The organism is Halanaerobium sp. MA284_MarDTE_T2, assembly GCF_003337245.1.
Classification (GTDB): domain Bacteria; phylum Bacillota; class Halanaerobiia; order Halanaerobiales; family Halanaerobiaceae; genus QPJE01.
In genome coordinates this window covers 18728-28711 of the sequence record NZ_QPJE01000024.1, presented here as the reverse complement: position 1 = coordinate 28711, position 9984 = coordinate 18728, and the positions used below count along the sequence as shown (strand labels likewise).

Sequence of the window (9984 nt, the reverse complement as noted above, 5' to 3'; positions counted from 1 at the left end):
CAAAATGGATGGTGCCTTGCTAGGACATTGAGTCCGTCGCGCACCTTCTTCTATAGTACAAAATGGATGGTGCCTTGCTAGGACATTGAGTCCGTCGCGCACCTTCTTCTATAGTACAAAATGGATGGTGCCTTGCTAGGACATTGAGTCCGTTTTTGTCACCTGTTTTTCTCGGCGACATTTAATATCTTATCACCCCTTTATCTTTATGTCAAGGGCTGATTTGAAAGAAGTTTCCCATTTTTTAATTATATTGCAAAAAATGTGGAAATGGAAGAACTCCTTATAATTCAATTTATGAAAATAAAAACTCCTGACAAAAAATATCAGAAGGCTTAAATATAATACCATCAATTTGATCATTTGTCAAGAGTTGATTTGTTAGGAGTTTCCCCAAAATTTATTTTCAAGCTGCAAAAAGGGGGCTTTAGTCATCAACGAAATTTTTAGATTTATCTAAAACTCAATTCGGGTGTGAAATAGGGCACACTAATCAATGAGTCCTCCTGACTCATGATTAGCTCACTCCATCCTGCAGTTTAACCCTATTTCTTCCTTCATTTCGTTAAGATTCATTGACTAAAAATTTCAATATTCCTGCATCTCCCCTTTTTGCAGCAGTATATAAAAAATGGGGAAAGTCCAGTTGATTTGTACTAGCAGATTTTAACTTCTATCACAGGCACCTTATGTATAATACAGATATTTTGGCTAAAAATTGATAAATATACTGATTTAAAAACTTTCTTCAATTATACCTCCACCAATAATTAGATCATCATCATAAAAAACAACAGACTGTCCAGGAGTAATTGCCCGCTGCTTTTCTTCAAAAGTAACTCTAATTTTATTACCTTTATCGGGTTCAATATAAGCCTTTACTTCGTCACTGTTATATCTTATTTTTGCTCTTACATCCATTTTGCCATTTAGTTTTTCAATAGAAATCATGTTAATATCATCAGCAATTAAACCATTATTAAATACTTCATTATCTTTTCCAACTATTACTGAATTGTTTTGATGATCAAGTTCAACTACATATACTGGATAACCTAACGCAACTCCCAGTCCTCTTCTCTGGCCAATTGTATAATGAGCTAACCCGGAATGTACTCCTACTTTATTACCATCTGTATCCAATATAGGGCCAGTTTTAGATATTTCAGGATAATTAGTATCCAGAAATCTGATATAATCATCATCAGGCACAAAACAGATCTCCTGGCTATCAGGTTTGTTGTAAACTGAAAAACCCAGTTCTTTAGCTTTTTCTCTTATTCTTTCTTTTGTAAAATTTCCTAATGGAAATAACGTTTTACTCAGCTGCTCCTGATTAAGAACATAGAGCATATAGCTTTGATCTTTTTCTTTATCGACTCCCTTTTTGAGATTATACCTGCCATTTACTTTTTCAATTCTAGCATAATGCCCTGTAGCTATATAATCACAATTAACCTCAAGAGCTTTCTTCATCAGTGCAGAAAACTTAATTTCTTTATTACACATTACACAGGGGTTAGGAGTTCTGGCTCTACTGTATTCTTCAACAAAATAATCTATAATTTTTTCCTGAAATTCATCTTTTAAATTAAAAACAAAGTGAGGAATATCAAGCATATTAGCAACTCTTTTTGCATCCTGAACAGCAGAATAAGAACAGCAGTGATCATCTCTATCGACAGCTTCTTCATAATCTGGGAAAATATGCATTGTTCCCCCAATCACTTCATATCCTTCTTCTTTTAATAAAGCAGCTGCTACAGAACTGTCTACCCCGCCACTCATTGCAATCATAACTCTTTTCATCTAAACACCCTTTTATTCTTTAGTCTTTTTATATTTCTCAATTGCATTTTTTAATGCATCTGTAGCCAGGTTGGAACAGTGCATTTTTGCAGGTGGAAGTCCATCTAAAGCTTCTGCTACTGTATCTCTGCTTACAGTTAATGCTTCATCAAGTTTTTTACCTTTTACAAGTTCTGTCACCATACTGCTTGTAGCCACAGCAGCTCCACAACCAAAAGTTTTAAAACTTATGTCTTCAATAGTTTCATCACTATCATTTATTTTTAAATAAAGTTTAATAATATCTCCACAGGTTGGATTACCCACTTCACCTACAGCACTGGCATCCTCTATTTCACCAACATTTCTTGGATTTTGAAAATGATCCATTACTTTATCAGAATACATATTAATCAGCTCCTACTTCTTTTGTCTTTTTATTATATAAAGGTGACATTTCCCTCAATCTATTTATAATTCCTGGTAATACTTCCATTAAATAATCTATATCTTCTTGAACATTTCCATAACCAAGTGAAAATCTAATTGAACCATGTGCAAGTTCGTGTGGTCTTCCTAAAGCAAGAATAACATGTGAAGGATCGAGTGAGCCAGAAGCACAGGCTGAACCTGTTGAAGCAGCGATATCCATCATATTGAGATTTAATAATATAGACTCACCTTCAATAAATTTAAAAGTAATATTTGCATTTCCCGGCAAACGATCTTTACCCTCGGGTCCATTTAAAAGAACATCATCAATTTCAGAAAAAATTCTACTAATTAAATCATCTCTCATAGATGACAGCTTATCTGCTTTTTCCATCATCTCTTCATTAGCAATCTCAGCCGCTTTTCCCATACCAACTATTCCAGGAACATTTTCAGTCCCGGCTCTTCTTTTTCGTTCCTGAGCTCCTCCAGAACTTTGCGGTACAAGTTTAATTCCCTTTTTTACATACAGAGCTCCAACACCTTTGGGACCATTAAATTTATGGGCAGATAATGAAAGCATATCAATATTCTGTTTAACTACATTAATTGGTATCTGCCCGACAGCCTGTACAGCATCAGTATGGAATAAAATATCATGCTTTTCTGCAATCTCTGCAATTTCTTCCACAGGTTCTATTGTACCAATTTCATTATTAGCCATCATTATAGAAATTAAAATAGTATCTTCTCTTATTGAATTTTTTAACATCTCAAGATCAACAAAACCTTCTTCATCAACTTCCAGGTAAGTTACATCAAAACCTAGATGTTTTTCTAAAAATTGACATGTATGCAGTACTGCATGATGCTCAATACTTGATGTAATAATGTGTTTGCCTTTATCCTTTAATGCCATAGCTGTACCTTTTATGGCTAAATTATCAGCTTCAGTTCCACCTGAAGTAAAAATAATCTCTTCAGATCGATCTGCTCCAATAAGATCAGCTATTTTTTGCCGCGCATCATCCACTGCACCTGCAGCTTTTTGGCCCGGCAAATGTACACTGGAAGGATTACCATAAATATCAGTAAAAAAAGGAAGCATTTCTTCCATCACTTCCGGCCTTACTGGTGTGGTTGCTGCATGGTCAAAATATTTACTTTTCATTGAACATCACTCCGATCTGAATGTTCTTTTATAGCCTTATCTTTAAGTTCCGCTAAAGTCATATTATCAACAACATTTTTTATACTGTCTGCAAGTTCTTCCCACAATCCATGAATAACACATTTATCAATATAATTACAAAATTCTTCTTTGTCTATAACACAGTCAACAGGAGCTATAGGTCCTTCCAGAGTTGTTAAAATATCTCCAACTGATATATCCTCAGGTTCATGATTTAACATATATCCGCCATGTGCCCCACGGACACTTTTTACCAAACCAGCTTTTCTTAAAGTTGCAAAAAGCTGCTCTAGATACTGTTCAGATATATTTTGCCTTTCGGATATTTCTCTGATAGGAATCGCCTTACCTTTTTCGTGTTCAGCTAAATCAACCATAGCTCTGAGACCATATCTACCTTTTGTGGATACTCTCATTTTCTCACCTCTGCAAACTTGAGTTAGTTTATCAACTTTTGATATTATTTTAACATAATGTATTGTTTTTGTCAACTTTAATGATTTTAATTATTTTCTATTTTTTTACTTTAACGCAAAAAATAAATGGAATTCAACCTTCAACACTTATAATTACCGAAACAAAGTTTTTTCTAATTTTAAAGAAAATTTATCTCCAGTTTTTTCTCTAATATCTCTCTGCAAATGTTCATAATCTTCAGATGAAATAATAGATTTTACTGTCCCACCCTTTTCATTATAGAAAGTATTTAATATTTCTGCTTTATGAGCTTCAAGCTGTCCTAAAATATTTCCTATTTGATTAAAATCACTCTCAACAGAAAAGAGGAAAAATTTATTTAATTCTTCAATACCGGCTTCATTAATTGCCATTCTTGCTGAATTACCATAAGCCCTTATTAATCCACCAATGCCAAGTTTTGTTCCTCCAAAATAACGTGTAACAACAATAACAGTATTGATTAAATCTGCACCTTTTATGGCATCAAGCACTGGCGGACCGGATGAACCTGCCGGTTCACCATCATCATCAAAATATTCAATAATTCCTGACTCAGATTCTACTCTAAAAGCTGAAACATTATGAGATGCATCTGAATATTTATTCTTTATCTCTTCAATTTTTTCTTCAGCTTCACTTCGATTATTTACAGAAAAAATACTGGCATAAAATTTACTATCTTTAACCTTATTCCTGATCTCAAGATTTTTTGCAGGTTTTAATTTCTTTTCAGACATCTTAATCTTCACCTTTGTCATGTTTTTCATGCAGATATCGCAAAAATTCTGCAGTCTGTTTTTCTCTCCCCAGAGAACCAGGTTGATAAAATTGTTTGTTAGATATATTATCTGGAAGATAATTTTGTTTTACATAATTATCAGGATAATCATGAGGATATTTATAATTTAGTCCATGGCCCAGATCTTCTGCTCCACTGTAATGACTGTCCCTCAGATGAACTGGAACTTTATCCTGATGATTATTTTCCACATAATTTACAGCACTATCTATTGCTTTTATAACTGAGTTGCTTTTGGGAGCAGATGCAATATATATAACTGCTTCAGCAAGTGGAATTCTGGCTTCCGGAAAACCGATTTGTTCTACAGCTCTGGCTGCAGATTCTGCAAGTATTAACGCAGTTGGATCAGCCAGTCCTACATCTTCTGCAGCATGAATAACAACTCTTCTGGCTATAAATCTTGGATCCTCTCCTGCTACAATCATTCTTGCAAGCCAATACACAGCTGCATCTGGATCAGAACCCCGCATACTTTTTATAAAAGCGGAAACAATGTCATAGTGATTGTCACCTTTTTTATCATAATTAATAATTTTTTTCTGCATAGAGTCTTCAATAATATCTTTATCTATTTTTATAATTCCATTTTTATTTTGGGGAGTTGTTAATACAGCTAATTCAAGTGTATTTAGAGCAACTCTTGCATCTCCATCTGCAAGTTCAGCAATAAATTTTAAATCTTTATCATATATATCAATCTTCAGTTCTCCAAGTCCTCTCTCCTTATCATTAAGTGCATTTTTGAGAATAGAAAAAATATTATCTGCACTTAATTCGTTTAATCTAAATATCCTGGAACGTGAAAGCAGAGGAGAATTGACTTCAAAATAAGGATTTTCAGTAGTTGCTCCCACCATAATTACAGTACCATTTTCTACAGAAGGTAAAAGGGCATCCTGCTGTGATTTATTAAAGCGATGAATCTCGTCTATAAATAAAATTGTTTTTTTATTGTAAATGTCTTTATCGGATTTGGCTTTTTTTATAACTTCTCGAATATCTTTTACTCCCGAAGTAACTGCATTTAATTTAACAAAATTTGCTTTGGTTTCTAAAGCAATAATTTGAGCAAGACTTGTCTTCCCGCTTCCTGGAGGTCCATAAAAGATAAGGGACTGAAGTCTATCCGCTTTAATTGCCCTTCTGAGAAGTTTATTTTCTCCAACAATATCTTCCTGACCAAAAAACTCATCCAGGCTGCGAGGACGCATTCTAAATGCAAGAGGACGATTTTCTTTATCATCTCTGGCATTTTCAAAAAGATTCAATGACTACACCTCTTTTCTGCAGTCTATTACTTCCTTTTCAGTAATAATCATATCGACTGGAATATCATGGTCTTCAACAGGTATTTTGTCTACTATGAATTGATCATATGTAAAAGCAATCTTAAGCTTATCTTTTCCGTTTTCTCCCAAAAATCCATCATAAAAACCACCACCATATCCAATTCTATAACCTTCTTTTGTAAATACTACCCCGGGAACTACAATAATATCTAAATCATCAGGAACAATTTCTGTTCGTAAAGACTTGAGTGGTTCACTAACTCCAAAAACACCTGGTTTTAAATCTTTATCTAAATCATTAATTTCAGCTATACCGAGAGTTATTTTTTCTTTTATTGTATAGGGTACATATAAAATATATCCTTCATCAAGCAGCCGTTCCATTAAATTATATGTTTGTACTTCTTTTCTAAAAGAAACATATGTCATTACTGACTCTGCATTTTTTACTGTTTCCAGTTCAAGAAATTTATTAGTAATTTTATTACTCCATTTAATTATTTTTTCCAATGGTATTTTTGACCTCTGATCTAAAAATTCAGATCTCATTTTTTCTTTTAGTTTCATTAATATCACCTCACCTATAAATCATAACAAAAATATTATAATTCTGCAAAAAATAAAAAAACTAACCTTAATATAGCGGTTAGCAAAAGTCATCCACTGTGCCGTATGATCATTTAATTTTGATCCCTGTCTGCCAAGTGGGTGCCCTCCTACCTGGTTTATATGTCCTCTCAATTAAGAAGGCCTATACGCCGCAGGTAGAGACCAGGCTCCCTGTGTATTGATGTTGGTCAAAATTTCTTTTGATCATTACGCACACAGCAGATGAATATATTTACTTTAATAATATATTAACACAAATTATAATGCCCTGCAAGCCTTATCAAAAAAAGACTTTCCCAATTTCCAACTCTAAAAATAATTTTCAGGAAACTCTATTTATAGAAGAGATTAGAATTTAAAGTTTTATAGAAATACCAAGTTCTTCTAATTGCTCTTTAGCTACTTTTGAAGGAGCATCTGTTAAAGGAGATGTAGCTCGCTGTGTTTTTGGAAAAGCAATTACATCTCTAATAGAATCTGTCCTGGAAGTAATCATCATCAGTCGGTCCAGCCCAAAAGCAATACCGCCATGTGGCGGTGTTCCATATTCAAAAGCTCTCAGCAGAAAACCGAATTTTTCCTCCTGTTCCTCTTGATCCATAGATAAAATAGAAAATACTTTTTCCTGCAGTGAACGATTATTGATTCTTATACTTCCACCACCAAGTTCTTCTCCATTTAATACTAAATCATAAGCATCAGCACGCACAGAAGAAGGCTTTTCATCAAGTTTATCAATATCCTCTTCAATAGGAGCAGTAAAAGGATGATGTTTTGCTACATAACGTTTTCTATCCTCATCATATTCAAAAAGAGGAAAATCAACTATCCAGACAAATTCATAAACTTCTTCTGGAATAAGATCATAATCACGAGCAATTTTCAATCTTAAGTTTCCAAGTGCTGAAGCCACTACATCTTTTTCATCAGCTACAAAAAGCAAAAGATCGCCTGTTTCAGCATCCATTTTTTCTATAACAGAATCAATTTCCGTTTGAGAGAGAAACTTAGTGATAGGAGATTTTATCTCTTCTTCGCGCAGTGCAATCCATGCAAGTCCTTTTGCATTAAAAAGTTTTACATATTCTTCAAATCCATCAATTACACTTCTCGCTGAGTTTGAACCTCCTTTAAAGTTAATTCCTTTAACCTGTCCACCTTTTTGTACTGTTCCACTAAAAATTTTAAAATCACTTTCAGATACTATATCAGATATATCTTTCAGCTCCATAGAAAATCTTAAATCTGGTTTATCAGAACCAAATCTATCCATAGCTTCCTGATAGGATAATACTCTAATTTCTTTAGGAATATCTATATCTGCTTCTGAAAATACTCTGCGCATTAATCCTTCAGTAATTTCAAAAACATCTTCTTTTGTTACAAAAGACATTTCCAGGTCTATCTGTGTAAACTCTGGCTGTCTGTTTGCCCTTAAATCCTCATCTCGAAAACATCTTGCAATCTGAAAATATTTTTCAATTCCTGAAACCATCAGCAGCTGTTTAAATATTTGAGGAGACTGAGGTAGTGCAAAAAAGTGGCCTTTATTTATCCTACTTGGAACAAGATAATCTCTTGCTCCTTCAGGAGTGCTTTTGGTTAAAATGGGAGTTTCAATTTCCCAAAAACCGTTATCATCTAGAAAATCTCTGGTTGTTTTCATTATTCTATGCCTCATCTTCATAATGTTTTTCATTTTTGGTCTGCGGAGATCAAGATAACGATATTTCAATCTCAAATCTTCTCCAACTTCCAGATAGTCTTCAATCTGAATTGGAGGAGTTTGAGCTTTATCCAAAATTCGTAATTCCTCACATTTTATTTCGATTTCACCTGTTGGAATATCAGGATTTACATTTCCTTCTGGTCTTTTTTTTACTTCACCTTTTAGGGCCACAACATATTCTGACCTCAACTTATCCGCTCTAATAAAGGACTCATCATTAAGACCAGGATTAAAAACCGCCTGTACGATACCGGAGCGATCTCTAATATCAGCAAAAATAACACCACCATGATCTCTTCTTTTTTGAACCCAGCCCATAACTATTACTTTATCACCAATATTTCTGCTGCTAATATTTCCACAGCTGTGTGTTCTTTTAAAACCTTTTATTGTGTCGCTCATACTACTTCCTCCCCATATACTAGCTGCTTCATTTCGTTGATTAGGCTGCTTAACTTAATTAATTTTTCATTACCGGTTTTCATATTTCTAATTGTTGCAGAATCATTTTCAAGCTCATCCTCACCTAAAATAATTGTGTAATCTGCATTCATTCGGTCTGCTGATTTCATCTGACTGCGCACACTTCTATCCAGATAATCCATCTCAGTTTTAAAACCTGTATTTCGCAGAAGGTCATTAAGTCTAAAAGCTTCTTTTTTTGCATTTTCCCCAATAACAGTTATGTAAAGATCAATACCTTTTTCTATTGGAATTTCTATATTTTGTGCCTTAATAGAAAGAAGCAGTCTTTCAATCCCCAGGGCAAATCCAATTCCAGGTATTTTTTTACCGCCAATCTCTTCGGCAAGTCCATTATATCTTCCACCGCCAAAAACTGTATCCTGAGCACCAAGGTGGCTGTCTTTTATTTCAAAAGCAGTATTTGTATAATAATCAAGTCCGCGCACAAGTTTAGGATTAATATAATAATTTATTTTTAAAATATCAAGATATGCCTGTACACTGGAAAAATGTCCATAACATTCCCTGCACAAATGATCGACAATTTTTGGAGCATCATCTATAACAGACTGACATCTTTCATTTTTACAGTCAAGTACCCGCAGTGGATTTCTGTCTATTCGTGCTTTACAGTCATTACAGAGAAGTTCTCTATTATTTATTAGATAATCCTTTAAAATCTCTATATATTTAGGACGGCAGTATTTACAACCAACACTGTTAAGATGCAGGGACAAATCCTCCAGACCAAAGTTTGATAAAAATCTCATTCCTAAAGATATAATTTCCGCATCCAAAGCAGGGTCATTTGAACCAATTGCTTCTACACCCAGCTGGTGAAATTGTCTGAATCTGCCTGACTGCGGTCGTTCATATCTGAACATTGGCCCAATATAATAATATTTTGTCGGCTGTGCCTGTCCATAAATTTTATTCTCTAAAAAAGATCGAATTACCGAAGCGGTTCCTTCAGGACGAAGAGTTAAGCTGCGCCCGCCCTTATCTTCAAATGTATACATTTCCTTTTCAACTATATCTGTAACTTCACCAATACCCCTCTGAAATAGTTCAGTATATTCAAATATAGGTGTTCTAATTTCATCATAATTGTAATTAGCAAACACTTCTCTTGCAACCTTTTCGATATACTGCCATTTTAAAGAAGCAGGGGGCAAAATATCTTTTGTCCCTCGCGGTGCATTAAACTGCATTAAAAATC

At 34.1% G+C, this 9984-nt stretch carries 9 protein-coding genes and 1 other RNA gene; all 10 read right to left on the bottom strand.

Annotated features, from left to right (window positions below; genetic code table 11):
• Positions 1-735: 735 nt before the first annotated feature.
• Complete coding sequence (gene mnmA, locus DFR78_RS09615) at positions 736-1809, bottom strand: tRNA 2-thiouridine(34) synthase MnmA (protein WP_114458628.1); 1074 nt, start codon at positions 1807-1809, stop codon at positions 736-738.
• Between the two features lie 12 nt (positions 1810-1821).
• On the bottom strand, positions 1822-2196 hold the full coding sequence (nifU, locus tag DFR78_RS09610; RefSeq protein ID WP_114458627.1) for a Fe-S cluster assembly scaffold protein NifU: 375 nt from the start codon (positions 2194-2196) through the stop codon (positions 1822-1824).
• A gap of 1 nt (position 2197) precedes the next feature.
• Complete coding sequence (nifS, locus tag DFR78_RS09605; RefSeq protein WP_114458626.1) at positions 2198-3391, bottom strand: cysteine desulfurase NifS; 1194 nt, start codon at positions 3389-3391, stop codon at positions 2198-2200.
• Complete coding sequence (locus DFR78_RS09600; protein ID WP_114458625.1) at positions 3388-3828, bottom strand: Rrf2 family transcriptional regulator; 441 nt, start codon at positions 3826-3828, stop codon at positions 3388-3390. The genes nifS and DFR78_RS09600 overlap by 4 nt, the downstream gene beginning before the upstream one ends.
• Positions 3829-3981: 153 nt before the next feature.
• A complete protein-coding gene (locus tag DFR78_RS09595; protein WP_114458624.1) occupies positions 3982-4608 on the bottom strand; it encodes a YigZ family protein in 627 nt (208 codons plus the stop codon).
• Between the two features lies 1 nt (position 4609).
• The gene (locus tag DFR78_RS09590; protein ID WP_114458623.1) at positions 4610-5941 is read right to left on the bottom strand and encodes a replication-associated recombination protein A; all 1332 of its coding nucleotides are present in this window, start codon (positions 5939-5941) and stop codon (positions 4610-4612) included.
• Positions 5942-5944: 3 nt separating this feature from the next.
• Complete coding sequence (locus tag DFR78_RS09585) at positions 5945-6529, bottom strand: 5-formyltetrahydrofolate cyclo-ligase (protein ID WP_114458622.1); 585 nt, start codon at positions 6527-6529, stop codon at positions 5945-5947.
• 86 nt (positions 6530-6615) lie between these two features.
• Positions 6616-6799, bottom strand: a non-coding RNA gene (ssrS, locus tag DFR78_RS09580) — 6S RNA.
• 127 nt (positions 6800-6926) lie between these two features.
• Entirely contained in the window at positions 6927-8702 is a 1776-nt protein-coding gene (gene aspS / locus DFR78_RS09575; protein WP_114458621.1) for an aspartate--tRNA ligase, read from the bottom strand.
• Positions 8699-9976, bottom strand: a complete 1278-nt coding sequence (hisS, locus tag DFR78_RS09570; RefSeq protein WP_114458620.1) for a histidine--tRNA ligase — start codon at positions 9974-9976, stop codon at positions 8699-8701. Before hisS ends, aspS begins: the two co-directional genes overlap by 4 nt.
• Positions 9977-9984 lie beyond the last annotated feature (8 nt).

Coding starts and splice junctions, on each gene's coding strand:
- mnmA (WP_114458628.1), bottom strand. CDS start 1,809: ATGAAAAGAGTTATGATTGCAATGAGTGGCGGGGTAGACAGTTCTGTA.
- nifU (WP_114458627.1), bottom strand. CDS start 2,196: ATGTATTCTGATAAAGTAATGGATCATTTTCAAAATCCAAGAAATGTT.
- nifS (WP_114458626.1), bottom strand. CDS start 3,391: ATGAAAAGTAAATATTTTGACCATGCAGCAACCACACCAGTAAGGCCG.
- DFR78_RS09600 (WP_114458625.1), bottom strand. CDS start 3,828: ATGAGAGTATCCACAAAAGGTAGATATGGTCTCAGAGCTATGGTTGAT.
- DFR78_RS09595 (WP_114458624.1), bottom strand. CDS start 4,608: ATGTCTGAAAAGAAATTAAAACCTGCAAAAAATCTTGAGATCAGGAAT.
- DFR78_RS09585 (WP_114458622.1), bottom strand. CDS start 6,529: ATGAAACTAAAAGAAAAAATGAGATCTGAATTTTTAGATCAGAGGTCA.
- aspS (WP_114458621.1), bottom strand. CDS start 8,702: ATGAGCGACACAATAAAAGGTTTTAAAAGAACACACAGCTGTGGAAAT.
- hisS (WP_114458620.1), bottom strand. CDS start 9,976: ATGCAGTTTAATGCACCGCGAGGGACAAAAGATATTTTGCCCCCTGCT.